Source organism: uncultured Vagococcus sp., assembly GCF_963518325.1.
In the GTDB taxonomy this organism is placed as follows: Bacteria; Bacillota; Bacilli; order Lactobacillales; family Vagococcaceae; genus Vagococcus_D.
Window position 1 is genome coordinate 304,255 of the sequence record NZ_CAUQJB010000001.1, and the last position, 26,536, is coordinate 330,790.

At 38.8% G+C, this 26,536-nt stretch carries 25 protein-coding genes; 6 read left to right on the top strand and 19 right to left on the bottom strand.

Annotated elements, in window-relative coordinates; genetic code table 11:
• Positions 1 to 62: 62 nt before the first annotated feature.
• From RWN13_RS01450 to RWN13_RS01460, 3 genes are all read right to left on the bottom strand, one after another.
• Entirely contained in the window at positions 63 to 1,826 is a 1,764-nt protein-coding gene (locus RWN13_RS01450; RefSeq protein WP_314059722.1) for a glycoside hydrolase family 13 protein, read from the bottom strand.
• 19 nt (positions 1,827 to 1,845) lie between these two features.
• The gene (locus RWN13_RS01455; protein WP_314059724.1) at positions 1,846 to 3,519 is read right to left on the bottom strand and encodes an alpha-glucosidase; all 1,674 of its coding nucleotides are present in this window, start codon (positions 3,517 to 3,519) and stop codon (positions 1,846 to 1,848) included.
• A gap of 137 nt (positions 3,520 to 3,656) precedes the next feature.
• On the bottom strand, positions 3,657 to 4,613 hold the full coding sequence (locus RWN13_RS01460) for a LacI family DNA-binding transcriptional regulator (RefSeq protein WP_314059726.1): 957 nt from the start codon (positions 4,611 to 4,613) through the stop codon (positions 3,657 to 3,659).
• A gap of 174 nt (positions 4,614 to 4,787) precedes the next feature.
• On the opposite strand from RWN13_RS01460, the gene RWN13_RS01465 reads away from it, so the two are divergent.
• A complete protein-coding gene (locus RWN13_RS01465; RefSeq protein WP_314059728.1) occupies positions 4,788 to 5,519 on the top strand; it encodes a cyclase family protein in 732 nt (243 codons plus the stop codon).
• A 54-nt stretch (positions 5,520 to 5,573) separates the two neighbouring features.
• Here RWN13_RS01465 and RWN13_RS01470 read toward each other — a convergent pair whose 3' ends face one another.
• The 11 genes from RWN13_RS01470 to RWN13_RS01520 all read right to left on the bottom strand — a co-directional run bounded on the left by RWN13_RS01470 (position 5,574) and on the right by RWN13_RS01520 (position 15,778).
• Positions 5,574 to 5,819, bottom strand: a complete 246-nt coding sequence (locus RWN13_RS01470) for a hypothetical protein (RefSeq protein WP_314059731.1) — start codon at positions 5,817 to 5,819, stop codon at positions 5,574 to 5,576.
• 21 nt (positions 5,820 to 5,840) lie between these two features.
• On the bottom strand, positions 5,841 to 6,068 hold the full coding sequence (locus RWN13_RS01475) for a hypothetical protein (protein ID WP_314059732.1): 228 nt from the start codon (positions 6,066 to 6,068) through the stop codon (positions 5,841 to 5,843).
• Between the two features lie 74 nt (positions 6,069 to 6,142).
• Positions 6,143 to 6,733, bottom strand: coding sequence for a TetR/AcrR family transcriptional regulator (locus RWN13_RS01480; protein ID WP_314059734.1), 591 nt, complete (start codon positions 6,731 to 6,733; stop codon positions 6,143 to 6,145).
• 113 nt (positions 6,734 to 6,846) lie between these two features.
• Positions 6,847 to 8,268 (bottom strand): signal recognition particle protein, encoded by a 1,422-nt coding sequence (gene ffh, locus RWN13_RS01485; protein WP_314059736.1) that lies wholly within the window; start codon positions 8,266 to 8,268, stop codon positions 6,847 to 6,849.
• A gap of 12 nt (positions 8,269 to 8,280) precedes the next feature.
• Positions 8,281 to 8,619: a putative DNA-binding protein gene (locus tag RWN13_RS01490; RefSeq protein ID WP_314059738.1), complete on the bottom strand. Its 339-nt coding sequence runs from the start codon at positions 8,617 to 8,619 to the stop codon at positions 8,281 to 8,283.
• Positions 8,620 to 8,997: 378 nt separating this feature from the next.
• A complete protein-coding gene (locus tag RWN13_RS01495) occupies positions 8,998 to 9,480 on the bottom strand; it encodes a DUF523 domain-containing protein (RefSeq protein WP_314059740.1) in 483 nt (160 codons plus the stop codon).
• Positions 9,481 to 9,724: 244 nt separating this feature from the next.
• On the bottom strand, positions 9,725 to 10,894 hold the full coding sequence (locus RWN13_RS01500; RefSeq protein ID WP_314059741.1) for a pyridoxal phosphate-dependent aminotransferase: 1,170 nt from the start codon (positions 10,892 to 10,894) through the stop codon (positions 9,725 to 9,727).
• A 311-nt stretch (positions 10,895 to 11,205) separates the two neighbouring features.
• Positions 11,206 to 12,684: a helix-turn-helix domain-containing protein gene (locus tag RWN13_RS01505; RefSeq protein WP_314059742.1), complete on the bottom strand. Its 1,479-nt coding sequence runs from the start codon at positions 12,682 to 12,684 to the stop codon at positions 11,206 to 11,208.
• Positions 12,685 to 12,889: 205 nt separating this feature from the next.
• Complete coding sequence (locus RWN13_RS01510; protein WP_314059744.1) at positions 12,890 to 15,106, bottom strand: heavy metal translocating P-type ATPase; 2,217 nt, start codon at positions 15,104 to 15,106, stop codon at positions 12,890 to 12,892.
• The gene (copZ, locus tag RWN13_RS01515) at positions 15,107 to 15,316 is read right to left on the bottom strand and encodes a copper chaperone CopZ (protein ID WP_314059745.1); all 210 of its coding nucleotides are present in this window, start codon (positions 15,314 to 15,316) and stop codon (positions 15,107 to 15,109) included.
• Between the two features lie 21 nt (positions 15,317 to 15,337).
• Positions 15,338 to 15,778: a CopY/TcrY family copper transport repressor gene (locus RWN13_RS01520; protein ID WP_314059748.1), complete on the bottom strand. Its 441-nt coding sequence runs from the start codon at positions 15,776 to 15,778 to the stop codon at positions 15,338 to 15,340.
• Between the two features lie 470 nt (positions 15,779 to 16,248).
• Here RWN13_RS01520 and RWN13_RS01525 point away from each other — a divergent pair, with 470 nt between their 5' ends.
• Positions 16,249 to 16,536, top strand: a complete 288-nt coding sequence (locus RWN13_RS01525) for a hypothetical protein (protein ID WP_314059750.1) — start codon at positions 16,249 to 16,251, stop codon at positions 16,534 to 16,536.
• 127 nt (positions 16,537 to 16,663) lie between these two features.
• A complete protein-coding gene (locus RWN13_RS01530; RefSeq protein ID WP_314059751.1) occupies positions 16,664 to 17,029 on the top strand; it encodes a VOC family protein in 366 nt (121 codons plus the stop codon).
• Positions 17,030 to 17,070: 41 nt separating this feature from the next.
• Here RWN13_RS01530 and asnS read toward each other — a convergent pair whose 3' ends face one another.
• The 4 genes from asnS to RWN13_RS01550 all read right to left on the bottom strand — a co-directional run bounded on the left by asnS (position 17,071) and on the right by RWN13_RS01550 (position 23,064).
• On the bottom strand, positions 17,071 to 18,369 hold the full coding sequence (gene asnS / locus RWN13_RS01535) for an asparagine--tRNA ligase (RefSeq protein ID WP_314059753.1): 1,299 nt from the start codon (positions 18,367 to 18,369) through the stop codon (positions 17,071 to 17,073).
• Positions 18,370 to 18,426: 57 nt separating this feature from the next.
• Positions 18,427 to 19,614, bottom strand: coding sequence for a pyridoxal phosphate-dependent aminotransferase (locus RWN13_RS01540; RefSeq protein WP_314059756.1), 1,188 nt, complete (start codon positions 19,612 to 19,614; stop codon positions 18,427 to 18,429).
• A 25-nt stretch (positions 19,615 to 19,639) separates the two neighbouring features.
• On the bottom strand, positions 19,640 to 20,116 hold the full coding sequence (locus RWN13_RS01545; RefSeq protein WP_314059758.1) for a DUF5590 domain-containing protein: 477 nt from the start codon (positions 20,114 to 20,116) through the stop codon (positions 19,640 to 19,642).
• Between the two features lie 158 nt (positions 20,117 to 20,274).
• Positions 20,275 to 23,064, bottom strand: coding sequence for a helicase C-terminal domain-containing protein (locus tag RWN13_RS01550; RefSeq protein WP_314059759.1), 2,790 nt, complete (start codon positions 23,062 to 23,064; stop codon positions 20,275 to 20,277).
• 395 nt (positions 23,065 to 23,459) lie between these two features.
• Here RWN13_RS01550 and RWN13_RS01555 point away from each other — a divergent pair, with 395 nt between their 5' ends.
• From RWN13_RS01555 to RWN13_RS01565, 3 genes are all read left to right on the top strand, one after another.
• The gene (locus RWN13_RS01555; protein ID WP_314059760.1) at positions 23,460 to 24,893 is read left to right on the top strand and encodes a 6-phospho-beta-glucosidase; all 1,434 of its coding nucleotides are present in this window, start codon (positions 23,460 to 23,462) and stop codon (positions 24,891 to 24,893) included.
• A 198-nt stretch (positions 24,894 to 25,091) separates the two neighbouring features.
• On the top strand, positions 25,092 to 25,370 hold the full coding sequence (locus RWN13_RS01560; protein WP_314059762.1) for a hypothetical protein: 279 nt from the start codon (positions 25,092 to 25,094) through the stop codon (positions 25,368 to 25,370).
• A gap of 67 nt (positions 25,371 to 25,437) precedes the next feature.
• Positions 25,438 to 25,887, top strand: a complete 450-nt coding sequence (locus tag RWN13_RS01565) for a universal stress protein (protein ID WP_314059764.1) — start codon at positions 25,438 to 25,440, stop codon at positions 25,885 to 25,887.
• 32 nt (positions 25,888 to 25,919) lie between these two features.
• Here RWN13_RS01565 and RWN13_RS01570 read toward each other — a convergent pair whose 3' ends face one another.
• Positions 25,920 to 26,456, bottom strand: a complete 537-nt coding sequence (locus RWN13_RS01570; protein WP_314059767.1) for a helix-turn-helix domain-containing protein — start codon at positions 26,454 to 26,456, stop codon at positions 25,920 to 25,922.
• Positions 26,457 to 26,536 lie beyond the last annotated feature (80 nt).

Sequence of the window (26,536 nt, forward strand, 5' to 3'; positions counted from 1 at the left end):
TGTTACATGTACCATTGCAATCGCTTTACAGCTGTTACCGTTAACAAGAATAACTGAAACTCTTATTTGGTTTCAAGTAGTACGACAAAGCCTTTTTCCTGAATCACTGTATCGGCTAAACGGCTCATGATGATGGTTTGTTTCACTGTTTTCGGATAAGACTGACTTTCAATCCCTCGATTAAAGTAAGCACTTAAAACATGAGTGGCTGTTTCCCGCTTAAAGCCAACAACTTTCTGGTCATCGTCTGCTTGTATGAAATCAAGTGTTCCAAGTGACAGAATCGGTTGATACTCTTTCCGCAGCTGAATCAACTCTTTGGTGAATGTCAGAAATGCCTGATCTTGATGCTCTTTCTCCCACACCATTGTTTTGCGACAATCCGGATCATTTTCACCGGTCATACCAACTTCGGTCCCGTAGTAAATACAAGGTGAACCATGTTGTAAGAATGTGAAGGCCAAGGTCATCTGTGCCACAGCTTTATCTTCACCAGCAATGGTCAGTAAGCGAGCTGTATCATGAGAATCTAGCATGTTAAACATGACTTCGTTGGTTTGTTGACGATACAACATCAACTGCTCATTCAGTCCGCTAACCATTTTTGAAGCTGAAATGGACTGAGCCACAAAGAAATTAGTAATGGTTTCAGTATAAGCGTAATTCATCACAGCGTGGAACTCATCTCCCTTTAGCCAACTTTGTGAAGAATGCCAAATTTCTCCTAAAATATAAAAGTCCTCTTTAATGGCGACTGTTTCACTATAGAATTTTTTCCAGAAATGATGATCCACTTCATTCGCCACATCTAAGCGCCACGCATCAATATCAAATTCTTCGATCCAGTAGGTCGCAATTTCCAACAAATAGGCTTGCACCTCGGGATTTGCTGTATTTAACTTAGGCATTCTTGGGGTAAAGGCAAAGGTGTCATAAGAGACTGTCTTAGCCCCTTCTTCATTACCATTAGTACCAAACTCAACAGGATAACTGTGAATGTGGAACCAATCAGCGTATAGTGATTTTTCTTCATTTTTGATAACATCCTGCCATTGAGGTGAATGATACCCCATGTGATTGAACACCGCATCCAGCATAACTTTAATGCCACGCTGATGAGCCTCATCCACTAACTTTTTAAAGGTTTCTTTATCACCAAAATCCGGATCGATTTCAAAGTAATCAATCGTGTCATACTTGTGATTGGAATGGGCTTTAAAGATGGGACAGAAATAAATGCCATTAATCCCTAAATCCACCAAATAATCCAAATGATCAATCACCCCTTGTAAGTCACCACCAAAAAAGTCTTCCCGACCTGGATGCTCCTTACTTGTCCAAGGCAGGCTCCCTACAGGGTCATTGCCAGCATCACCATTAGCAAATCGTTCAGGGAAAATCTGATACCACACTGTTTCTTTGACCCACTCTGGCGCTTTAAACCGATCGATTTCTTGAAAATAAGGCATTCTAAAATAATTCTCCGCCTTTGCGATTACTTCGGAACTGTAGTCAAAAATTCCTCGATCACCATAAAAAATTTCTTCACCATCTACACCAATTACCTGAAATCCGTATTGTAATCGTCTAAAAGCTGCACTAGTTTTAATAAACCAATAATCAAAATCCTCAGTAGTGGTCAGTAAAGTCATCGGTTCTGCTTCCAAATACCACTGATCTTCACCGATTAAATAGGGATCTCCTTTAATAACTTTTACTGCTTTGACATCACCTTTTTTTGTTCTTAAACGAATATGGAAATCGTCCTTCTCATATAAATAAGCGTATTCGCTGTCTGGGCGGTGCAATAATGCTGCTTTTTCCATTGTTAGTTTCCTACTTTCATTAATTAATGATAACTACAGCGCCATAAGCTGGCAATTCTAGTTGATTTTCTGTGAGGACATAAAGAGTACTATTAAGAAGTACTTGACCACCTGCCATACTTTTTGGCAGGTCAATGACTACTGTTTCCTGACTTAAATTACAGGCAATTAGCCCGCTCTTGTCAGCCAGCTTCCGTTGATAAACGTATGTATCATCGGTTGTTTCCAATAATCTAAACTCTGCCTGATTAAAAAGGGGCTGTTGCTTGAGCTTCATCAGCCTCTGATAATACCTCAAGATACTATCGGCAGTCTCTAGCTGAGACGCCACATTATAGATTTCCTCAACGTTGACATCACTCCAGGGTTCTACTTCAGAAAAACCTGCATATCCCTCGGTATTCCATTGCATGGCACCGCGACTAGCCTCTTTATTGACACTAGCAATAATTTCCAAGGCCTCCTCCTTAGTCACTCCTTCAGCTAACATTTCATTAAAATAGTCTTTAGCCCCCGGATCTTGAAAAACCTCAATGTCATCAATTACCACATTTTTCATTCCTAATTCCTCACCGTATAAAATAATCGGCAAGCCCCGCTGTAAGTACATCAAGGTGGCTAACATTTTAGCACTTGCATCCCGATAAGCAGTAACGTCACCAAAGCGAGAAACCAACCGAGGCATATCATGATTGTTCCAGTAAAGAGTAGGATATCGTTCCTCATTTAACCGAGCCTGCCAAGAAAGCATGGTTGCCTTAAAGTCTTTCACAGCTAATTGTTTCTGCTGCAAAGCTAGTGGCAATCGTCTGTCTGGTTTAGCCAGTTCTTCAGGAAAATAACGAAAACTCACTACTGTATCACATTGGTTATTCTCGGGATCTGTGTATTCTTTAGCCAAGACTTCATTAGCTGAAGCAGCCTCTCCCAAAATAAATAAATCTGGTTTAATTGCTCGCAATTCGCTAATAAAATAAGACAGGTATTCTTTGACTTTTGGTAAATTCGCATAATACTCTTCGGCAATCGCCACCTGTCCTTCTGGGATATTAGGAACTTGCAGAGAGAAATCTGCTTTATCTAAATGAATGAAGGCATCTAAGCGAAAGCCATCGATTCCCTTACTTAACCAGTATTTGGCTATATCAAGCATCGCGTGCCTAACTTCAGGATTTTCCCAATTCAAATCAGGCATTTCCTTATCAAAAAGGTGAAAATAATAATCATCTGATTCCTTGTCTTTTTCCCAAACAGAACCACCAAAGAAGGATGCCCAATTGTTAGGCGGCAATTCTCCTCGCCCTTTTTCCCAAATATAATAGTCACGGTAAATATTATCCGGACTTTTGGATGCTTCATAAAACCAAGGGTGTTGAGTTGACGTATGATTGAGAACTAAGTCAAAGATAATTTTCAACTCTCGTTTGTGAGCCTCGCCAATAAATTCTGTTAACTCATCTTCAGTGCCAAATAGCGGATCAATCGCATAATAATTTGAAATATCATAACCATTATCTACTTGAGGTGAAATAAAAATCGGATTTAACCACAAGGTATTGACACCAATGCTTTTAATATAATCTAGCTGACTCGTGATGCCAGGAATATCGCCAACGCTATCATTATTACTGTCTTTAAAACTTTTTGGGTATATTTGATAAATAATTGCTTCTTGCCACCATTTCGTTGCCATGTAGTCGCCTCCTTCATAAGTCATCACAAGCATACGAAATGTTACAAGTAACAGCAACCGCATAAAAGCTGTTACCGGTAACAAGATGCTAATATATAAAAACAGCGAGTTTCCTAAGGAAACTCGCTGTTAGATTACTAATCATTTATTTTCGTACTTTCGCGAACAATTAATTCTGGTTCAAAAAATTCATTGCCTTGAGGGGCCCCTTTTTGTTCTATTTTGTTCAGCAACATTCTGCCACAGGCTTGGCCCATTTCAATTACTGATTGTTTGACTGTGGTTAAACGGGGGTAAGCAATTTGATCAAGGAAGACACCGTCAAACCCAATAACCCCATAATCTTCGGGAATGCTAGCTTTTCTATTTAACAAGCCTCGTTCAATACCAATTGCCAACCGGTCTGAACTGCAAACAAAGGCTGTTTTTCTATTAAACTCATAAAAGTTATCTTCTATAAACGATGCCGAATAGCGAGAACGATTATCAAATCGATGAATTTCAGGCAGGCGCTGGTGCTTTTGCATCGTGTTGATGTAACCTGCTTCACGAGAGAACTCAAATGTTTCCTTAACATCGATGCCAATAAAAACGATTCGTTCATAGCCCATCTCAATTGCATGTTCCGTGGATAAAGTGGTCCCTTGTTTATTATCCGTATCGACAAAGTCATAACCATAACGGTTTTCTCCGAAAAGAATCAACGGTTTTTCAATTCGTCCTATCCACTCATAATCTTTATCGCGCATTCCAGTAATAATATACCCATCTGACAAGCCCACATCAAAACTATTTTCCGTTACTAATTGCAAGGAATACTGGTGCTTATCCAATTCTTTTGAAATACCCATCAATAAGTTCATATAATAAGGTTCTGTTGTGTCCATTTCTTCTAAAATGAACATTTTAACCACTTGCGTTCGATTATTAGCCAAGGCTTTAGCCGCCACATTAGGTTTATAATCCAATTCTTTCATGGCTTGAAAGACTAATTCTTTTAATTCATCTGTCACTTGCTCAGGATGATTAATCACCCGAGAGACTGTCATTTTCGAGACATTCGCCTTTTTAGCTACATCTGTTAACGTAACCATACTAGTTCCCGATCCCCCCTTTTTAACCTATCTACTTTTCATTATAACTATTTCAAAAAATATTACTAGATTTATCCTTTGAAATAAATAATCAATTTTAACTTGACTGAATAAATAATAACGCTATGATTAAATTATGATGTGTAAACAATGATAGAAATTGGAGGATGAAGGATGGAATTAATAAACTTATTAACTCAGCTAAAAGAAAAGGAATGGATTGATTTAACTCACGAGGTGACAGCTACTATCCCAAAGTTTTCAGCCTTTAAAGCTTCACAAGAAACTACTTTATTTGGTTATAAAGATGGTTTTTACGCTAAAGAGTACATCTTGCCTACTCAATACGGTACCCATGTTGATGCACCAGCCCACTTCGTTGAAGGTAAACGGCTGCTTCACGATTTAAGCTTGAAAGAGATGATCCTTCCCTTGTTTGTCATTCACATTGAAGATCAAGTCGAAATAAATCCTGATTATGCCGTGACTAAAGACGATATTTTAGCCTTTGAGGTCGAAAATGGAAAGATTACGCCGAACAGTTTTGTTGCCTTAGCAACTGGTTGGAGTCAGCGATGGCCAGATCAAGTTGCCTTTGATAACAAGGACAATCTAGGAAACAATCACACGCCAGGCTGGTCTCTAGAAGCCCTAAAATACCTGTGCGAAGAACGACATATTGCCGCCATTGGACACGAAACCTTAGATACTGATTGTGCCTTGGATTATCAAAAAAACGGTGCTCTCGAAGCGGAATACTACGTCCTCTCTCAAGATATTTATCAAGTAGAAGTCATGGCCCATTTAACAAAATTACCAGCAAAGGGAGCAATTATTCTTACCAGTGTTCCCAAAATTAAAGACGCCCCTGGTTTTACTGCTCGCAGTTTTGCTATTCTTCCATAATAAAAGCTATAGTGTCTCGATTTAGTTTCGAGAAACACTATAGCTTTTTTCTTATTACAGATGCTTGATTTCTTCCCTCATGGCTAAGCTTGACGCTACGCTCAAACCACCTAAAATAATGGTCCATTTATACGGAGTCAGCAAACCAAATACGACTAGGCTTGCACCAGTTACGCCATTTGTCAGACAACTCGATTTTAATGCGCCTTTACTCGGTTTTGGAATCTTGATTTTAACGCCTGTCACCTCATCTGTTACTTGGCAAACACCGTCAATAACTGAATATATTGCTTTAATCATCGTCTTCCTCCTTTGCTATTTCTAAAAAATGAAAGTTGAAACAAACCACGTTGAAGCCGATCCTACAAAAGCTAAACCTGAAAGTGTTAGGCAAGTTATTGCCCCAATTTTTTTCCCTTTTGTTTTTTTGGTGACGGCCAAACTAACACCAATTATTAACAAGATTACACCTAATCCTATGTTTGTCATAATCGATACTGGGGCTGATAGCACTAAAAAGTCAATAATGTTTCTAAATATACTACTCATTTGTTGTCCTCCTCCATGATTTTAACCGGCAAACAGTGGCAAATCAGACTCAATTACCACGGTTAAACAGGTAGTTACTGTGTAAATAGTTGTAACAATAAGCCATCTAACAAAAAACTAAAGACCTCACGATGATCATAAGAAACTCGCTCTTTATTAGTCACCGTATATAAGAGAGAGCTTAAGGCCGCAAAGGCTTTTTCCTGACTAATAGCTAAGGTCAAACCCGTCAATTGAATCATCTCCTCAAAAGATGCCACACTGTCAAACTTAAGCAAGTCGATTTTTACTTGAGGTAATTTATTGATAAATGCCAAGAAATCCGGTGAGTTAAAATCATACAAAAATGGCCGTTTATCGTACTCGTCAAAGTGCCAAATCATGGCCTGACGAAATCCTTCGAGGCCACCAACCTCTTTGATGACTTGCCTTAGAGTCGTCGTTAACTGTTCTTGAACTCGTGCCAATGTTTCGCAAAACAACTCCTCTTTAGAAGGGTATAACAAATAAAATGCCCCCGTTGAAATACCAATGCTTGCTGTCAACTCGCTGATGCTAGTTTTTTTGTAGCCATGAAGGGCCCAACTCTCTTCACATTTAAGACGCAACTTGCTTCTTAAGAGTTCTTTTTCATCTTCTGAAAAGCCTTTAGGACCTTTTGCCATCTCTTCACCTCTTCTGTGAATTTTTTTATAGTTTGGTTCACAATTAAAATATACCTCTTTATTGCCAACTTGTCAATCAAAAAAGACCAGAAATTAATCTGGTCTTTCGGTCATTATTTTTTCTTTTTACGCATTTTCTTTTTACGATTTTTCTTAACCATTGAGTTCATGGCCATCTTGCCCATTTTCCCTTTGATGCCTGAGCCAAACATTTGATCCATTCCCGCTGGCATCTTACCTTTACTCATTTGTTGCATCATCTTACGAGATTCATTAAACTGCTTAATCATGCGATTGACTTCAATTACGTTATTTCCTGACCCTGCCGCAATCCGTCGACGACGGCTTGGCGTTAATAAATCAGGGTTTTCACGTTCCGCGGCAGTCATAGAAAAGACCATGGCTTTTTTACGTTCCACATCTTTAGGATCCACTTGAATTTGATCCATACCAGGAATATTATTCATTCCCGGAATCATTTTCAGGATATCCTCCAAAGGTCCCATTCCCATGACTTGATCCATTTGCTCGATAAAATCATTAAAATCAAAGGTATTTTCCTTCATCTTCGTCGCTAATTCTTCGGCTTTTTTCTCATCGTAATCGCCTTGAGCTTTCTCGATTAAGGTTAACATGTCACCCATGCCAAGAATACGACTGGACATACGATCCGGATGGAATACTTCCAAGTCAGTTAATTTTTCACCTGTTCCGACAAATTTAATCGGTTTACCAGTTACAGCACGAATAGAAAGCGCCGCACCACCACGAGTATCGCCATCCAGTTTAGTGACGATAACTCCAGTGATTTCCAATTGTTCGTTAAAGCTCTCTGCGACATTTACCGCATCTTGACCCGTCATCGCATCGACTACTAAGAGAATTTCATCAGGATTGGCTAACTCTTTAATTTGTTTTAACTCTTCCATTAAGAGTTCATCAATATGCAAACGACCTGCCGTATCAATAAAAACATAATCATTTTTATTGGCATAGGCTTGTTCTAACCCTTGACAGACGATTTCAACTGGACTGACATCTGTTCCCATATCAAAGACTGGCACATCAATTTGTTGACCTAATACTTTTAACTGTTCGATCGCCGCTGGACGGTAAACGTCACCTGCGATTAATAGAGGTCGAGCATTTTCAGTTTTCTTTAAATGATTGGCCATCTTCCCTACAAAGGTTGTTTTACCAGCCCCTTGAAGACCTGACATCATGATAATAGTCGGGATTTTCGGTGATTTATTTAACGGTACAGCTGCCGTTCCTAAAGTTTCTGTCAGCTCTTCATCAACGATTTTAACGATTTGTTGAGCTGGCGATAAACTTTCTAAAACTTCAACTCCTACTGCACGATCACTAACCCGTTTAGTAAAATCCTTTACAACGTTAAAATTGACGTCGGCTTCCAATAAGGCCAGACGAATTTCTCTCATCATTTCTTTAACATCAGATGCAGAAACCTTTCCTTTACGACGTAGTTTGCTCATCGCATTCTGCAAACGATCTGTTAAACTTTCAAATGCCATACTTATTTTCTCCTATTCTTCTATCTCTTGAATATTCTTAATTAAACCTAGTAATACCTGATCATCTGGATAATTTTCATTGACATGATTTTGCATCTTGTTAATCAATTCTTCCCGAACAATAAAATTAGAATACAAGTGAAGCTTGCGTTCGTAGTTCTCTAAAATTTTATCGGTCCGCTTAATATTATCATAAACAGCTTGGCGGCTGACACCGTACTCTTCAGCAATTTCACCTAAAGAAAAATCATCGGCATAATATAACTCGATGTAGTTCATCTGTTTTTCTGTCAAAAGTGTTGAATAAAACTCAAATAGCGCGTTCATGCGATTTGTTTTTTCAATAGCCATTTCGTACCTCCTCTTGTTTGAAAGGCTCTTTAGTTTGACAGACCACTGCTACTTTTCTTTACTGTCTAACGGATAAAGCCAGATTTCTGAGAAACCCACACATTCACTACTTCTATTATATTATACCTTTATCTCAGCCAAGTTACCACTCTATCTATATCCAGTTCTAGGTTACCTATTTCAGCCTAAATAGTCAATCAAAAATCAGGTTTTAAGTAACTTTTTCTGCATTTCAATAAACAAGTACTCATAATAAGGCACCTTTTGGAAAAACTATTGGTTCCCCATTAATAAAATTAGCCAATTGATAGAATCTAAATAGACACGCCTAAAGACACCTTCTCACCACCACTGGCTCGTAAGCCTGATTACTCTCACTCACAAGACGCTAGCTTTATCTAAACTAATTTTAGCTTTTTCCCATTCCGTATCGGCATAGATTGCAATTCCTTGAGCCATAAAAAAGGCAGTCGCTACGCCAACACCAGTTACTTTATGACCACTGAAAGAACCATCATAAATCTGATGAGCGCCACAAGACGGACTTTTTTCTTTCAAGATTAAGCTCTTTACCCCTTTTTCATCCAACTGCTTATAAGCTTCTCTTGCACCAGCTTGATAGACTGCCGTCACATCACAGCCTTGATCATCCACTACTTTTGCTTTACCTAGCCACACATCCCGACCATCTCCACCGACAATTTCAGCAGGATTTCGTGGTATCGGCAAGCCACCTGCCACTTCCGGGCAAATCATCAAGGCACGCCCCTCATTGACCAACTGAACTAACTCATCTATTGTTTGGCTACCACCATCGTAACGACAAGCAATACCACCTAGACATGCGCTTATCCCAATCATCGAATCACTCCATTTACAAGGCTTTCAAGTTATTAATTATATCATACTTTCAGTCATTTTCATTGTTTTATGAAAAGAGACTAGTAATTTAAAAGCGGCTGTGTTATACTCATTTACATGCGATGAGGCGACAGAACTCGATTTAGGAGTTCCATCCTACTATTAACACTTTGTGGAAGGTGAGTAGGAGAGAAAAAAGTGGTAGCGATTGACTTAGGTCAATCACTACCACTTTTTTGCATGTTTATTTTGATTCAATGTAAGCTTTAATTCGTTTTATTGCTTCCACTAATTTGTCCATATCTGCCGCATAACTAATGCGGACATACCCCTGTCCAGCTAAACCAAAAGCACTTCCTGGAACAATTGCCACACGATATTGATTGGCTAATTCTTGACAAAATGCCAATGAATCCTGAGGAAATCCAGCAGGTATTTTAGCAAAGATATAAAAAGCACCTGACGGTTTAGCAATCTCAAACCCTAAGGCGGTCATTTCTTTATAAACGAAATCCCGTCGCTCTCGGTAGGCCTCTTTCATAATCATGCCATCATCAATCCCGACGGTTAAGGCATTAACTGCTGCCTTTTGAGCAACTGTCGTAGCCGCTGTCACTAAAAATTGATGGGTTTTGGCGATTTCACGGGCGATCTCAGTTCGTGTTAAAACAAACCCAATCCGCCAGCCAGTCATCGCATGAGACTTGGATAAACCACTGATTAAAATGGTTTGTTCTGGTAAAAATTCAGCGATTGAAACATGGTGGGCATCATAAGATAACTCACTATATATTTCATCGGACAAAACAAAAACATTGTATTTTTTTAACGAGTCGGCAATCGCCACCACTTCACGGCGGGTATAAGTAACGCCCGTTGGATTACTTGGATAATTAAGAATAATAGCTTTTACCTTATCTCCGTGTTCCGCCATAGCCGCTTCAATCATCTCTGGACTTAATACAAATCCATTATCCGAAGTGTCAATTTCAATTGACTCTGCCCCAGCTAAAGTGATGACTGGTTCGTAGCCTGGAAAAGCCGGTGTCGGAATCAAGACTTTATCCCCTGGGTTTAAAATCGCCAACAAACTCGCGCTGTACGCTTCTGTCGCTCCCACTGTCACCAAAATTTCCGATTGAGGATCATAGCTCACTTGGTATTTTTTTTGAAAAAAATCTCGAACTGCTTCCCTTAGTTCAATTAAACCCGAATTAACCGTATAATGAGAAAAATCCTCTTGAATAGCCGCAATTCCTGCTTCTTTGACATGCTCAGGCGTATTAAAATCCGGTTCACCTAAAGTTAATTTAATAATCCCCTCAATACTGGTGCAATCTTCATCAAATTGTCTAATGGGTGATGGGGTAATCCTCCCTAATTGCTGATTAAAACGTGGCGTAAATACTGACATCAACATCGCTCCTTTTCCTTTTAGGTCCGCTGTCCTAAACTTCTACGCAAGTTACCTTGCTAGAGTTAAGGCGATCCTTTTCCTTTTAGGTCCGCTGTCCTAAACTTCTACGCAAGTCACCTTGCTAGAGTTAAGGCGCTCCTTTTCCTTTTTACCATAGTATCACAGTATTTATTGTAAATCTTCCATTTTCACTATTTTTTTCTTGAATTAATGTAATTTTCAGAATATATAAACAAACTGCTGCAAAATTTCCTCGCAACAGTTTGTTTATTCAAAATTGTCAGCGCTTAATCTAGAAATAGTAACACTTATTTTAACATTTTTGTGATTTCCAAATCAACAATAATAGCTTCAATCTTTTTTAAGTTATCTGGCGTGACCATTTCATTAATATAGACAACCCGACCCACGTAGTCATATCGAGCTAAAGTAAAGTCTGTCACGATCAAATCGATTCCAGACCATAAATTATTTTGATGAACTTCCTGAGCACTAATATACTCCAAACGATCATCAGCAAAGAGACTCAAAAATTGCTGACGATAAAACTGTTCTTGAACAAAACCTTTTTCTGATAAAAAAGTGACCCTAATTGGCTCTAACAAATTTTCCCGAGAAAATGCCTTGTAAAGAACATACAGCTGTTGATTTAAGACATCTTCATTTCGAAAATAATGGTTACCATACTTTTTATCTTTAATGCGTTCTTTCAACTCCCTGATTTTGCCTATAAAATCACTTCCTACCATCTTGTTGAATTTTCTAATTTGGTTATAATAATTTTGATTATAATTAAATTCATGATAGCTATCAAGAAGTTGCAATGGAGAAAATATATCGATGAAATTGACCGTCATTCTTAAGTTACTGTTTTCAGGATAAAAAACATCACAGGCAACCATTGCCAATTGATACACATCATGATCTGTCATACTAGAGTGAATAAGACGTCGATGCATCGCGGCCTCAGAAAGGTATTTAACTGGGAACAACTCAATTGAACTGATTAACATGGCCTTTTCATTACTAGTTAAGGCACGACCAAGGTACTTTTCTAACAGTGATAACGGTTTATCAAAGGCATGGTCTTCTAATAAAAATTTAAATTTTTCATCATCAATTGATTCTATTGCATAGGGATTTTCTGTCATTGACAGATGAACCGCCGTAATCAGTGTATAAAAATACTCGACTGGCGGCGTTAAAAAAAGCTCTAATTCTTGAGTCACCAGTTTGACGAATTTATTTAACACTTGATAATCCAACTCTTGAAAGATCCAGAGATCATCAACGACAGCTTTCTCTTTTAACATTTGTAAATAAAAAAAACGAATCTGCCAACTATCACCTCTTAAATACCAATAGTTATTTTCATTTATTAATTGAATACCAATTCGAGCCAAATAGGCGGTTAGCTTACGGCTGTGACGGTAAGCAACTGAGATACTGTAATAATACTTGGCTGCCCAACTCTCAAGAGTTTCAACCTTACCTAATAATAAATCCGAAAGAAATTGAACCATAAATGTTTGGTTACTGATAAGTGCGCTGACTTGCCGCTTATTCAAATAACCATTTTTGCTTAAAAACAACCCATTGTCCACATACTCTATTTGAGTAAATCCACTGATTAAACGGTTAGCATCGTCTATCGTGTTATCCAGAGTTGGACGGGAACACTTTGTTTGTTGCGAGGCCTCCTGCTTTGATATGGGTTTATTCGCATCTATTAGCGCATTCAACAAATCATACATTCGCTGTAATTGCTTTGTTAATTTATAATACAAGTCAACTGTCCCCTTTCAACATCTTTTCATATCGTATTTGAGACTACCTTCCCCTTCCCGCAAAAAGACAATCAAAACGAACGTTTTTTTATTAAAAAGGGGGTTATTAACACCATACCACATTTCGACTATAGAGAAAATAGAAAAAAGACAATGAAAAAGACTAAAAGGATTTACCTACCTTTTAGTCTAATATTATTCTAATTTATAATTTTTTTCGATTTAAACTTAAGGAGTTTAACAGAACGCTGACAGAACTAAAAGCCATTGCGCCACCAGCAATTATCGGATTTAAAAAACCAATTGCTGCAAATGGAATACCAATTGTGTTATAGATAAAAGCCCAGAATAGATTTTGCTTAATTTTACGCATGGTCAAATGAGACAGTGTTGTCGTTTTAGATAAATTCAACAAATCACCATTCATTAAAGTAACATCTGCTGTTTCCATTGCAATATCGGTCCCAGTTCCCATGGCGATCCCAACATCTGCCATGGCAATTGCTGGAGCATCATTGATGCCATCACCAACCATGGCAACAAACTTACCTTCCTCCTGAAGTTTTTTAACATAATTAGCTTTATCTTCAGGTAATACCTCAGCAAAGATATGTTTGCTGTCTAAATTCACTTGAGAACCAATAAATTCGGCTGTCCGTCTATTATCACCAGTCATCATATAAACCTGGATACCTTGTTGTTGTAATTCCTTGATTGCTTCTGCCGAAGTTTCTTTCACTTCATCAGCAACCGCAATGACGCCGAGAACAGCGTGCTGATCTGCCAAATACATCACGGTTTTGCCTTCCCCTTCCATCTTCAATACTAATTCATCATCAGCATAAAAAGGAATATCATTTTCACTTAGAAGACGTTTTGTCCCCACATAATAAATTTTGTTATCAACGACGCCGCTGATCCCAGCGCCAACTAAAGCGTTGAAATCATCTACCACTTTATTAGTAGAGGCCTTTTCCATTTGAGCGTAGTGAACAATCGCTTTAGCTAAAGGATGTTCAGAGCTACTTTCCAACGAACCTAAAATACTTAAGACTTCTTTTGGTTTAAGAAAACTATCGTCCGCCAAATAAAAATTAGTCACACTTGGTTTCCCTTTCGTAATTGTTCCTGTTTTATCGACTACAATCGCATTAATGTGAGACGCTCGTTCAAGAGATTCGCCACCTTTAATTAAGATTCCATTTTTAGCACCTAAACCAGTTCCGACCATAATCGCTGTTGGGGTGGCTAAACCTAGGGCACAAGGACAAGCAATAACTAAAACAGCCACACTGTGCAGCAAAGCAACTTCCCAGTTACCTAGAACCAAACCTGAAACAATCAGTGTCAGCAAGGCAATAACTAAGACAATTGGCACAAAGATCGCAGATATTTTATCAGCCACTGCTTGAATAGGCGCTTTACTTCCTTGAGCTTCTTCTACCATACGAATAATTCGTGATAGAGCTGTTTCAGAACCAATTTGAGTCGCCTTAAAGGTAATCGCGCCATTCGCGTTAATCGTCCCGCCAAAAACCCCATCATCCCTACTTTTTTCAACCGGCAAACTTTCACCTGTTAACATACTTTCATCGATTGTTGTGGTCCCCTCCAAAATAACACCGTCCACTGGCACTTGTTCTCCAGGGCGGACACGGACCACATCATTCAAGAGAACCTCTTCTGTTGGAATAACTTTCTCAACGCCCTCACGAATCACCGTAGCCGTCTTTGCTTGTAGTGCCATCAACTGTTTAATGGCACCGCTAGTCCGATTTTTCGCATTTTGTTCCAAGTATTTACCAAGCAAAATCAAGGTAATAATAACAGCACTGGTTTCAAAATACAAATCCATCGGATGACCACTCATGAAACCATTGTAAATACTTAGTAGATAGGCTGCTGAGGTCCCAATTGCCACAAGAACATCCATGTTTGGCGCCTTTGTTTTAATGGCATGGTAAGCCCCTCGGTAAAAACGGGCACCAATCCAAAATTGAACAGGTGTTGCCAAAGCTAATTGAACCAGTGGCTGATGAAGAAAATCAGACACTGGATTGTGAATCTTCAACAGCATCATAATCATCGCCAAGATCATCGGCGCACTTAACAGAGCACTGATGATTAAATCTCGCTTCATTTTGCGGATTTCAGCTTGCTTAATTTCTTCTATTTGACGTTTATGCTCCTCGTCGAATAAAATTGCGCCATAGCCAATGCTTTCCACACTGGCAATTAATTTATCAACATCGGTGGCACTGTCTTCATATTGAACAGTTGCTCGTTCTGTTGCTAAATTAACATTGGCATTTTTGACGCCTGGTTGGTTGTTAAGTTCTTTTTCAATTCTAGCGGAACAATTGGCACATGTCATCCCGCTTATAGCTAATGTTTCAACTTCAATATGTCCAGTTTGTTCCATCTAAATCACCTCGGCCTCGTATCCAACCTCTTTTATTTTATTGACAATTTGATTAGAGGATACGTTCGTTTCATCGTATTTGACTGTTGCTTTTCCTTTTTTTAAGTTAACTTTAACTTTTTCGACACCTGCTAACTCATTCAAGCCATTTTCAATTGAAGCCACACAATGATTACATGTCATCCCAGTTACGTTAAATTCTTTTTTCATTTTCTTTTCCTTCTTCCCTTTTTAATTATGATTGGCACATTCACATTGACCTGGTACACAATTACAGGCGATGTTGTCAACTGCTGTGGCTTTTTTAGCCTCTAACTCTTTCATAATCATTGCAATATCGTCATGAGTTAATTCTGCTTCATCAATCAAATCTGTAATAGTCGAGCCAATTTTTTTAGCACATATATGAGCAAAAAGACTTTCTGTGGCACTTTTAACAGTATCCTCTTCTGATACCAACGGCCGATAAATATATTTTTTTCCAAAATTTTCGGTACTAAGGACTTCCTTTTTAACGAGACGCCCAATCAACGTCTTAATTGTCGGCGGCTTCCATCCCATCTTTTCCTGTAAGATCAAAATAATTTCTGGGCTAGTGGTTTCACCTAAGGTCCATACTACACGCATAACTTCCCATTCTGCATCGCTAATTTTAACTTGTGCTTTCTCCATTTGTTTCACTCCTAATATTAAATTTACGTTTGTAATCGACTTGATATTTATAGTTTACATCTGTAGTTACATTTTGTCAACAGTAAGGTTTATCTTTTTTGAAACTTTTTAAATGATATAACTGATCAAACCGATCGTTCCAATCGATTATTCGCTTAATCATCAGAACAGAGTGATACTTTCGGCTTTATTAAGGTGAAAACATGACAATAAGAATTTTCACTACCTTGTCGATTACTTAGGAACTTATGATGATCGGTCTCAACTATTAAGAATCAGATAATTAAGGCTTTAGACCGATTCCAATTTCGCCTCACCTACTCTATACTAAAGATAGAATTAGATGTTTGCTTAAAAATAACAAACATTCTATTAACCGTTAAATTAAAAATCTAACACTTATGTTAAAAGGAGTACCGCTGTTCACTCGATTCCGCAAAATAGCCGGTCCATAAAAAGGAGAATTGTCTATGTTATTAAGCCGCAATAATCAATGTTCGTTAGCAACAACCGTATCCTTAGTATTTGCAGCTACTAGTTTATTTTTATTTGTTTGTAATTGGCTCCACTTTAGCCCCAATTTAGTAGTCGCAGAAATATTTGTCACTTCTATGGTGGTATTGCGTACAACAGCAGCCATTAAACGAGACGATGGCCGCATGCTAAATGGCTTAGCTTTATTAATCACGGCGATTCCAGCTGTCTTTTTTCTATTAGTACTTATTTTAGCAATGATTACGGGGATGTCAGTCCTTTAAATTCGTTAAAGCAGTGTGAGACCTCTCACACTGCTTTTTTACTTTATCCAGTTGCAAGCAAATCCATTTACATTATGACCCAGTTAGCCTAGAATTTAGGCTATCAAACCGAATGGAGATCAAACTCATGATTAAACAATTAACCCTTATGCTCTACGTAAAAAATGTCGAAGAAACCGCCGCTTTTTGGGAAACTTACCTAGACTTTAAGCGCCAGACAGAGTTGGATTTAGGCACATCTACTTCTGTTATTTTAGGTAACGATCAAGCCTTTGCTATACAACTCTTTGACATCGAATTTATTAAGCAAGTCTCACCAGAAGTTTCCCTTGAGACCCCTTCCCTAATGCTCCATGTGGATAACCTGGAAGCCGTCCATCAAAAACTTAAAACGGGAACTACCTTTGTTAATGACATCAGCCAACACGGAGACAGCCTGAGTTTTAACTTCGCTGATAATGAAGGTCGCTATTTCGCTTGTTGCCAAGCCTAAAAAAGGTGATTGGAAGTCTCTTCCAATCACCTTTTTTCTTTTTATGGGTAGATACGGTGTAACAAACGTGGAAATGGACTAGCTTCACGAACGTGTTCAGTTCCTGAAATCCAAGTAACTGTCCGTTCTAAGCCAAGACCAAAGCCTGAATGTGGCACGGATCCATATTTTTGTAGGTCTAAATACCAAGCATAATCTTCTTCATTCAGACCATCTTTTTCAATTTGTTCCAATAAATAATCATAACCAACAGCACGTTGACTACCTCCGATAATTTCACCGTAACCTTCTGGTGCGATTAAATCGGCACGAATCACCACATCATCACGATCTGGATGAGGTTTCATATAGAAAGGACTCATTGATTTAGGATAGTTCAAAATAAAGACAGGCTTATTAAAGTTATTGGCAATAAAAGTTTCATGTGGCGAGCCAAAATCATCGCCCCATTTCACATCGTCAAAGCCATTTTCTTGTAATAAGGTCACAGCATCATCGTATGAAATACGAGGATATGGTGTTTCAGTGTATGTTTTTAATAATTCTTTATCACGACCTAAGACATCTAAGGCGTAATCACAATTATCCAAACAAGACTGAACCATAAAAGCCACATATTGTTCTTGAATTTCTAAACTCTCGTCATGTTCGACAAAAGCCATCTCTGGCTCCATCATCCAAAATTCCGTTAAATGACGACGAGTTTTTGATTTTTCGGCTCTGAAAGTCGGTCCAAATGAGAAGACTTTCCCAAAAGCCATAGCAGCAGCTTCCAAATACAATTGACCGGTTTGTGATAAGTACGCTTCTTGGCCAAAATAATCCGTCTTAAACAGCTCTGTGGTCCCTTCTGGGGCACTACTAGTTAGGATAGGTGGGTCAATTTTAATAAACCCTCGTGTATTAAAAAATTCATAAGTCGCACGAATTAATTCGTTACGAATTTGCATTATTGCGTGTTGTTTCGTTGAACGCAACCATAAATGACGGTGATCCATTAAAAAGTCAGTCCCGTGCTCTTTTGGCGTAATCGGGTAATCATGGCTCTCACCAACTACTTCAATCCCACTGACACCAATTTCATAGCCGAACTTCGAACGGGTATCTTCCCGAATTTCTCCCGTAATAATAACAGATGTTTCCTGATTTAATGACTTAGCTGTTTCAAATACTTCTTCTGGAACTTCAGCTTTCACTACGATTCCTTGGAAATAAGCTGACCCATCTCTTAATTGTAAGAAAGCGATTTTGCCACTTGAACGTTTGTTGGCAATCCAACCACCAATTTGCACTGTCTCTCCCACATGATTTTTTGAATCAATAATACGAATTCTTTCCATGCATGTCTCTCCATTCTAAATTTCAACTAATTTTCTATTTTAACACAGGTATAGAAATTATTGTTTCTTTTTATCAATAAAAGCAGCAAGTCGTTTGACCGCTTCTTCTAATGTCTCTAAATCCGTTGCATAACTCATTCGAATGTTCTCTGGCGCACCAAAACCTGCACCTGTTACAACCGCAACATGGGCCTCCATTAATAAATCCTCCACAAAAACATTCACATCCGTATAGCCACACAAGTCCATCGTTCCCTTGACATTCGGGAATAAATAAAAGGCTCCTTGAGGTTTTTGCAAGCTAACCCCTGGTAAAGACGCCACTTGAGAGTATAGAATGTTTAAGCGTTCTTCAAAAGCTTGACGCATCACTTCCACAGAACTCTGATCACCCGTCAAGGCTTCAATTGCCGCATACTGACTGGCTGCCGAACAGTTACTTGTGGCTTGAGAAGCAATCGATGTGATGGCTTTAATAATCTCAGCATCGCCAATGACATAGCCAATCCGCCAACCAGTCATAGAGTAACTCTTGGATACCCCATTGATGATTAATGTCTTCTGGCGAATCGCTTCTGATAAGGTGGCAATCGGAGTAAACTCATGCCCATTATAAACCAAACGACCGTAAATATCATCTGCAATAATCCACAAGTCATGAGCCACTGCCCATTCACCAATAGCTAACAATTCATCTTTCGAGTAAATGGAGCCTGTTGGATTAGAAGGTGAGTTAATAATAACTGCCTTAGTCTTGTCTGTTCGGACTGCTTCCAGTTGATCCACCGTTACTTTGAAGTCGTTGTTCTGAGTCGCCTCAACAAAAACCGGTGTTCCTTGAGCCAACTTAACTTGTTCGGCATAACTGACCCAGTATGGAACTGGAATAATTACTTCATCAGCCAGATTAATGAGCGCTTGAAACAAGGCATACAGGCCAAACTTGGCCCCATCGGTCGCCACCACTTGATTGACATCATAGGTTAAACCGTAATCCGCTTTTGTCCGTTCAACAATGGCTTGTTTTAAAGCCGGTATTCCCGCAGCCGGTGTATAAAAACTAGCTTGCCCCGTTGTAATGGCATCAATCGCTGCTTGGCGAATATTTTCTGGTGTGATGAAATCAGGTTCCCCAAGAGTCAAACTCAAAATATCAAGACCGGCTGCCTTTAATTCTTTTGCTTTCGCCGCCGCTGCCAACGTCACTGACGGCTCTAATTGTTGTGCCCTGTTTGATAATACCATACTATCCCTCATCTCCATTTTTTTATTAAATATTTTTAATACTACTGACGATTTCTCCCGTTTTGAAATCGACTAAATAATAATCCAAACTATTTTCGGCGTTTTCAGCCACGACTTCCCAAGTCGGTTGGCCCTCATGCATGCCCAAATTCATCTTGATAACTTTATTAGGGTTTTCGGCTTCGTACACTTTTTGCAAAGCCTCTTCCTCCGTTAAACCATCTTCCTGATTTAACACCGTGACCTTACTGCCTGATTGGGGAATAATCACGATAATCCCTTTGTCTTTAGCATCCGTTCCAACTAAAGTAAAATAACTTTCTTCCCGAGTATACCAATAAAAACGATCCACTCGCTCCAAATCAGTATGTTCTCTGGCAATCTCAATCGCTTCCTTTTTAGCTCGGCTCATGGGCCTGTTTGCTCTAACAAAAAAGAAAATAGAGCTAAAAATCAATGTGGCTAAGATCAAGCTTACGCCGATTAGAATTTTTTTTCTCATCTAGTTGTTCCCCTCTAACTCATCTGGTGCCTTTTATTAACAGCAAAGATAACCTTCATCTTCACCATAATTCGCTGATTTGCTTGAAGCCTATCTGCTCCCAAAGCTTTTCTTATTATACCAGAATTTGTTCGGATTGTACTTGGAATCTGGCGACTTTAGAGAAATTCTTTAAGGTCTTTTAAGATCTCATCCAAACTTTCTTCTACTAATGGTAGATCATTCGGCAAGGCCCGAATCATTCGGGCTCCGTATTTAGCCTTTATTAACCGTCTGTCGAGAACTAGCAAGACCCCTTTATCCTGGTCTGAACGTATCAGTCGGCCGAGTCCTTGCCTTAATCTTAAAGCCGCTTTCGGCAACGCATATTTATTAAAAGAATCAATTCCGTTATCTTTTAAATACTGATATTTTTCCTTAATAAAAGGACGTTCTGGTGATTCAAATGGCAGACGAGTGACAATGATAATTTCCAAAGCCTCTCCAGGCAAATCGACCCCTTCCCAAAATGAATCAGTTCCCAGTAGTATCGTATGAGCAGAGTGAGAAAAACGTTTGACGATTTTTTCTCTGGAACCCGATAAACCTTGTGCCAAGACTTCGACACCTTCCATCAACAGTTCATAGTGAATTTTTTGATACACTTTTTGCAACATATCATGAGAGGTAAACAACACTAACAAGGAGCGTTTTTCTTGTCTGGCGATTTTTTTAAGAGTCTGGCTGACAAAGTCGATATACTCCGGTGAGCTCAACTCTCGATAATCATTGGCCTCAGTCGGAACGTATAACCTGGCCTGCTTGCTGTAATCATAAGTTGAGGGCAAAGACTTAAAGGGCACATAGTCAATTCCCAAGGTCCTGCCTAGATACTGAGTGTCTTTTCCTACACGAATAGTTCCCCCAGTGTAAAGGATTTTATCATACCGCGGATACCAGCGACTATGAGACACAATCGAAGCAGAAAAATCACTGTAGCTAGCCGTAATCTGCTGATTCTTTTCTTTTATTCGCAACCATTTAATGACATCACTTGAGACCGGCTGAATATAATCATCAAAAAATTGCGAAAACTCAGCAAATTGAGCTAGGTCACTTAACCACTCTGTCATTAAAAACTTCTCCGAAGCCGTCCATTTATCAATTTCACCCAGAAAAATCTGCTCGATTCGTTGATAAAGTTGACGACCCTCTTTCAGCAAAATATTAAATTGATTAAGATTCTTTTTCATGTAAATCGGCATTTCCACCAATGTGTCATTACTGATTAAAACTTCCTCGTCATAGGTATGACCATGATCGATTAAGACCGCTTCAATAATATCTTCTTTCACCGTTTCAAACACATCCACCGCCTCATACAAAATTGTTCGCAAAGATTTTACCTCCCGATGCCAGTCATCGTGTTTCCACAATTTACTTAAGGCGGCCGGGTGATTATCACCATTCGTTAGTTGCATCAATTGCCTGGTAATTTGATAATCAGAGATTTGCATAAAACCAGCCCGTTGCGCAATTTCTGGTAAATGATGAGCTTCATCAATGATCAAAAAAGGACTAGGAGGTAACAGGGGCTCATCCCGATAATTTTCCTGACAAAGAAAAGCGTGGTTAATCACAATCACATTAGACTGTTTAATTTTCCGTTGCAAATGACGCCAAAAATCATCCTCATAGAAAGGTGATTTTTTTGACAGGAACGCCGTACCTTGATGTTTGATTTGCTTAAAAAAAATGTGATTATAGGTCGTCAAATTTAATTCATCTAAATCACCGGTTTTGGTTTCTGTTAACCAAACTAAGATTCCCATTTGGTATAAAGCGTATTGCTTTTGTTTAACCGGATTGATCAGCGTACTAGCAAACCGATCAATATCAATAAAGTGGCGATGGCTTTTGACTAAGGTAGCTACCAAACTACCAGGTCGAATTTGATTGACTAACGGCAGGTCTTTTTCCACTATTTGACTCTCCAGTAACAAGGATACCGTGCTGATAATAACGGGCTTTTCTGGCGTTGCCAAATAACTTAAGGGCAGGAGGTAGCCAAAGGTTTTCCCACTACCAGTAGATGCCTCAAGGGCGAAGTTTTTATGACCTAACTTACCATCTTCAGTCGACACTGGGGTGGAAAAAAAATCATATACAAGGTTCATCATTTTCCCCTGGGTTTCCCGATAATCAAATAAATCTTGATAGAGTACTTCCTTCTCCACTTTAGAATGAGGGTAGTCAGATTCATGTTCTTTGTCATAAACGAAATAAGTGACTTCTTTTTTCTGCAGAGCCAATCCGTTGACCAATTGAAGACCTTTCGTCAAGGGACCAATAGCTACCAGCATCTCCTGATAAACCATTTCGATGTACTGGGCTGTCTCCATCCCACATTCACTGGCTAAAACCACTAATTTTTCCATGGTCACTAGGGGTAAAGAACGCATGCGCTCTTCGATCACCAGCATTAATTCCGCCGTCACTTCCGCATCACTATCCGCTTGATGAGGCCGGTCATGGCTAATCCCGTATTGTTCCGCTAAATCCGACAAGCGAAAACTGGCAGAGGTTGGCAAAAAAATCTGCGCCAACTCAACAGTGTCAATTCCAGCAATCGTTAATTCTGGTACACCACAACGGGTTAGTTCCTTACTTAGAAACTGGTAGTCAAAATAAATATTGTGTGCCACAAACACACAATCTGCTAATAAATTGGCAATTTCAGAGGCAACATCTTCAAAATAAGGGGCTCTGGCAACCTGTTCATTGGTTATTCCCGTTAAATTCTCAATTTGTTTGGTTATTTTCATTTTAGGATTGACATCGGTAGCGAATCGCGACACAATCTGGTTATTTTTCACAAAGACACAGCCAAACTGGATAATCCGATCGGTTGTGGGATTGGTGCCGGTTGTTTCTATATCAACAACTGCAAAAGTTGCATTGTTTTTCACTACACTTCCCTACTTTCACTCACACTCACTTAGACTAGTTGAAAAAATATTAGTTTGGCAAAAGGCCTAGTCAAATTATACCTATTTTCAGCCAAGATTTCACCTTATTCTTTCACTTCTGTTATTTTTGTTAACAAACACCCTTGCGAGCAGTCTTTTCTTATGCTATATTTAGGGAGAATTGAGATGGAATGTTACTGTTCTGGCAGGCATAACCTAGATTCATGCGAGTCATTTTGGCCTTTTCGCCATAATCACTGGGATGAGTTTAGGTTTTTTTGTTTTTTTCGTAAAAACAATTAATTAATGTCCATTCTCAACTGATGAGTCCCGCTAGATTATGCTAAACTAATTAGGCATGGACAACAAAATACGTTTATAAAGGAGACGAACAAATGGTAACTAGTAAATTTCCAAAGGATTTTTTATGGGGTGGCGCCGTTGCGGCCAATCAATGTGAAGGTGCTTATAATGTAGACGGTAAAGGCTTATCACCAGTTGATATCTTACCTGATGTTCACCATGGCCGTTGGGAAGCTCTAATGAACCCAACAGAGGCTTTAGAAAAGAATTATGGCTTCTACCCTAGCCATGAATCAATCGACTTTTACCACCACTATAAAGAAGATTTAGCCTTAATGGCAGAAATGGGCTTTAAAACATTTAGAACTTCGATTTGTTGGGCTCGTATTTTCCCAAATGGTGACGAAACGGAACCAAATGAAGCTGGTCTTAAATTCTATGATGATCTATTTAACGAATGCCAACGACTTGGCATGGAACCCTTAGTCACTATTCAACATTTTGATACACCGGTAGCCTTAATGACCAACTACGGTGGTTGGAAAAATCGCAAATTGATTGATTTTTATTTAAATTACTGTGAAGTAGTATTCAACCGTTACAAAGATACGGTTAAATATTGGTTAACATTTAACGAAATCAACATGATTTTGCATATTCCCTTCTTCGGTGGCGGTCTTGATGTCAGCAAAGAAGACAACCCTGAACAAGTCAAATATCAAAGTGCTCACCATCAGTTAGTGGCCTCAGCAATGGCAACTAAATTAGGTCACGAGATTAACCCTGATTTCCAAATCGGCTGTATGTTAGCTGCTGGTGCTACCTATCCAAATACATGTGCCCCAGAAGACGTCTGGAAAGCATTAGAAGCTGATCGTGAAGGTTACTTCTTTATTGACGTTCAAGCTCGTGGTTATTATCCAAGCTACAGCAAACGTTTTTTCAAAGAAAACAGCATTGAATTAGAGATTGCAGAAGGCGACTTAGCAGTCCTAAAAGAAAATACCGTTGACTTCATCTCATTCAGTTACTACTCTTCTCGTTTGACTAGTGCCGATGAAAAAGTCAACAGCAAAACAGAAGGCAATGTCTTTGCCTCTTTAAAAAATCCTTACTTAAAAGCCAGTGAATGGGGTTGGCAAATAGACCCACTTGGTTTAAGAACGACGATGAATCAAATTTACGACCGTTACCAAAAACCTCTCTTTGTGGTTGAAAATGGCCTGGGCGCGATTGATAAAGTCGAAAGTGACGGCAGCATCATTGACGATTACCGAATTGATTATTTACGAGAACATGTCCGTGAAATGGGCGAAGCGATTGAAGACGGCGTTGAATGTCTTGGCTATACGACTTGGGGCTGTATTGACTTAGTCAGTGCCGGTTCAGGTGAAATGAGCAAACGTTACGGTTTTATCTACGTTGACCGCGATAATAACGGTCAAGGTACTCTCACTCGCAGCAAGAAAAAATCATTTGATTGGTACAAACAAGTCATTGCCACAAACGGCGCTGATTTAGCCTAATCAACAGGCAGATTGCTTTTTAAGCAATCTGTCTGTTTTTCTTTTCCACTTGTTTTTATTACGTTCGTTTTCAAGGTTAATTTCATTTATTCCTTTAATTTCTCTTAAAAGACACCGATTATACGTGCTATTTCAGGAAAAAATATTATAATAGTAATATGGCGAAGAGATATTTTAGAAAGTTGAGGGCTGAAATGAATGAAAAAAGTAAAAATCGCAATTGATGATTACACCGAAATGAAAAATAAACTTAAATTTCTTGAATTTTATTGGTCAGAACTTAATAATAAATCAAATTTTGCTCGGTCATATAAATATGCCCCCGATGTTCAATCCTTTATTGACCTTGAACTGTATGACCAAGTCAGCAGTATTAAAGTTCACGCACTGACAAAACGAGTGAGCATAACGGCAAAAAATTACGAACTATTAAAAAAATTTGCTTACATTAGTGACGACTTAAAAAAACATATTTAGTCTTTAAAATCACTAATTCAACTGTCCTATGTTATAATATAGTTAATAAAAGTATGGGAGGTTGACGATGATGTTACCAAATTATCAACGTGTCTTAGTTGCAAATGATGGCTCAGAAAACTCTTTATTAGCCTTTAAAGAAGCCGTTGAAATTGCCAAACGAAACCAAGCAAATCTCTATATCCTAAGAGTAGTCGACACACGAATCGATCCTTTTGCCCCTTATGTAATTGAAGGCGTTATTGAGGAACAACTTGAGGAAGCCAAGCGAGACATGAATGAACTAGCCGATTTAGCAAAAGAGTATGGGGTTGGCGAAGTGTATCCGCTAGTTAAACAAGGTCAACCCAGAGACATCATTACCAATAAAGTTCCTGAACGAGAAAACATCGATTTATTAGTCGTCGGTGCCACGGGGAAAACAGGTTTAGATAAACTTTGGATTGGCTCTACAACAAATTACGTTGTCAACCACGCCACCTGTAATGTTCTCGTTATCCGCAATAAAAAAGATTAACAAAAGCCGCTTAGGTCTTCTAAGCGGCTTTTTTAGTAATTTAAACTCCTTAAACTTAGTTCAGCAGTTTGCTTATTGATCAGCTTTATATCATAGAGCTTTACCACTTTATCTTGCAAGCGCAAGCTGGCTTTATCAGGGTTTTTGTCCAAAATAATCCACAATAGATTGATTAAAAATTCAAACAGACCTCCTGAACCAGCACTACCTAAATCAAATCCCAATCGATCTGCTTCGCTTAACTGAGACTTTTTATAAGCTTTAACTGTTTCTAAAAATGGCCCTACAACTAAAAATCGAGGACTCTGAGAGTCGACAGCCTCTTTTAACTCAGCAAAAGTAAAGACTTGCAATAATGCGCCTTCTCGTTCAATCGTCAGTAGAGCATCCAATACTTCTCCAGCGGTATCCCCTGTAGCCTGTCCTAATGCAATTAGTACCTTACCGCTATAAGATTTGGCATCTTTCTTATTAGCACTATAAAGTGTTTGTTGCGATATACCACTTCGTTGAGACACATCGTAGCGAGTTATTTGATGACGCTGTAAATAAATATCTATTAAATTCATGAATAGCACCTCTTTAATAAAATTTATTTTAGTATAACATATTTTAGTGTCGTAAATCAAGAGATTCCTCTTGACAAAAA

Coding starts and splice junctions, on each gene's coding strand:
- RWN13_RS01450 (WP_314059722.1), bottom strand. CDS start 1,826: ATGGAAAAAGCAGCATTATTGCACCGCCCAGACAGCGAATACGCTTAT.
- RWN13_RS01455 (WP_314059724.1), bottom strand. CDS start 3,519: ATGGCAACGAAATGGTGGCAAGAAGCAATTATTTATCAAATATACCCA.
- RWN13_RS01460 (WP_314059726.1), bottom strand. CDS start 4,613: ATGGTTACGTTAACAGATGTAGCTAAAAAGGCGAATGTCTCGAAAATG.
- RWN13_RS01465 (WP_314059728.1), top strand. CDS start 4,788: ATGGAATTAATAAACTTATTAACTCAGCTAAAAGAAAAGGAATGGATT.
- RWN13_RS01470 (WP_314059731.1), bottom strand. CDS start 5,819: ATGATTAAAGCAATATATTCAGTTATTGACGGTGTTTGCCAAGTAACA.
- RWN13_RS01475 (WP_314059732.1), bottom strand. CDS start 6,068: ATGAGTAGTATATTTAGAAACATTATTGACTTTTTAGTGCTATCAGCC.
- RWN13_RS01480 (WP_314059734.1), bottom strand. CDS start 6,733: ATGGCAAAAGGTCCTAAAGGCTTTTCAGAAGATGAAAAAGAACTCTTA.
- ffh (WP_314059736.1), bottom strand. CDS start 8,268: ATGGCATTTGAAAGTTTAACAGATCGTTTGCAGAATGCGATGAGCAAA.
- RWN13_RS01490 (WP_314059738.1), bottom strand. CDS start 8,619: ATGGCTATTGAAAAAACAAATCGCATGAACGCGCTATTTGAGTTTTAT.
- RWN13_RS01495 (WP_314059740.1), bottom strand. CDS start 9,480: ATGATTGGGATAAGCGCATGTCTAGGTGGTATTGCTTGTCGTTACGAT.
- RWN13_RS01500 (WP_314059741.1), bottom strand. CDS start 10,894: ATGTCAGTATTTACGCCACGTTTTAATCAGCAATTAGGGAGGATTACC.
- RWN13_RS01510 (WP_314059744.1), bottom strand. CDS start 15,106: ATGGAACAAACTGGACATATTGAAGTTGAAACATTAGCTATAAGCGGG.
- copZ (WP_314059745.1), bottom strand. CDS start 15,316: ATGAAAAAAGAATTTAACGTAACTGGGATGACATGTAATCATTGTGTG.
- RWN13_RS01520 (WP_314059748.1), bottom strand. CDS start 15,778: ATGGAGAAAGCACAAGTTAAAATTAGCGATGCAGAATGGGAAGTTATG.
- RWN13_RS01525 (WP_314059750.1), top strand. CDS start 16,249: ATGTTATTAAGCCGCAATAATCAATGTTCGTTAGCAACAACCGTATCC.
- RWN13_RS01530 (WP_314059751.1), top strand. CDS start 16,664: ATGATTAAACAATTAACCCTTATGCTCTACGTAAAAAATGTCGAAGAA.
- asnS (WP_314059753.1), bottom strand. CDS start 18,369: ATGGAAAGAATTCGTATTATTGATTCAAAAAATCATGTGGGAGAGACA.
- RWN13_RS01540 (WP_314059756.1), bottom strand. CDS start 19,614: ATGGTATTATCAAACAGGGCACAACAATTAGAGCCGTCAGTGACGTTG.
- RWN13_RS01545 (WP_314059758.1), bottom strand. CDS start 20,116: ATGAGAAAAAAAATTCTAATCGGCGTAAGCTTGATCTTAGCCACATTG.
- RWN13_RS01555 (WP_314059760.1), top strand. CDS start 23,460: ATGGTAACTAGTAAATTTCCAAAGGATTTTTTATGGGGTGGCGCCGTT.
- RWN13_RS01560 (WP_314059762.1), top strand. CDS start 25,092: ATGAAAAAAGTAAAAATCGCAATTGATGATTACACCGAAATGAAAAAT.
- RWN13_RS01565 (WP_314059764.1), top strand. CDS start 25,438: ATGATGTTACCAAATTATCAACGTGTCTTAGTTGCAAATGATGGCTCA.
- RWN13_RS01570 (WP_314059767.1), bottom strand. CDS start 26,456: ATGAATTTAATAGATATTTATTTACAGCGTCATCAAATAACTCGCTAC.